We start from the raw sequence: 543 nt of genomic DNA, 5'->3' as shown, positions 1-543 counted from the left end.
TTGGAGAAGAAATTATAAACATTATAATTGATAAAATTACGCAGACTGGTATGAATGAGGACGTGCGAGAATATTTATTGGAAATGATATCAGGGTGGTCTATTCAATTCGAAAAAAGGTAATCCACAAAATTTTGTTTTGATAAATAAACAAATAAGAGTTCTTTTAATAAATGGCTTACACAGCGTTGGTCTTTTTTCGCTGGAAACATTAAACATTGCACTACTGAAAAATATTTCCAATGATTTGGGATGGATGTTAATTAATGCACTCCAACAAGACTATCCGGAGGTACAACTATTACTTGATAGTGTAATCGACCTTTACCGAAAATCTGTGATTTTTGGTGTGGCGTTTAATATTAGAATTTATTTGCTAACGTTATTCACGACAGTAGGTGCATTTTGCCAAACGGACAGTAAATATAATCCTACTGGAGATGCTGTGATTTCTTTTTTGAAGGAAATACCACATGATATGATTGATCTCGCTATCGATGTTAGAAAAAATGATTATGATGGATGGAATAACGATGAATTCGGA

The 543-nt window shown here is 32.8% G+C and carries 1 protein-coding gene; it reads left to right on the top strand.

Annotated elements, in window-relative coordinates; translation table 11 throughout:
* Window positions 1–138: 138 nt before the first annotated feature.
* A partial coding sequence (locus ROSEINA2194_RS08005; RefSeq protein WP_007885453.1) for a hypothetical protein occupies window positions 139–543 on the top strand: 405 nt, incomplete at its 3' end.

The sequence above is a fragment of the Roseburia inulinivorans DSM 16841 genome, assembly GCF_000174195.1.
Classification (GTDB): Bacteria; Bacillota; Clostridia; order Lachnospirales; family Lachnospiraceae; genus Roseburia; species Roseburia inulinivorans.
This window is presented reverse-complemented; position numbering and strand designations above follow the sequence as displayed.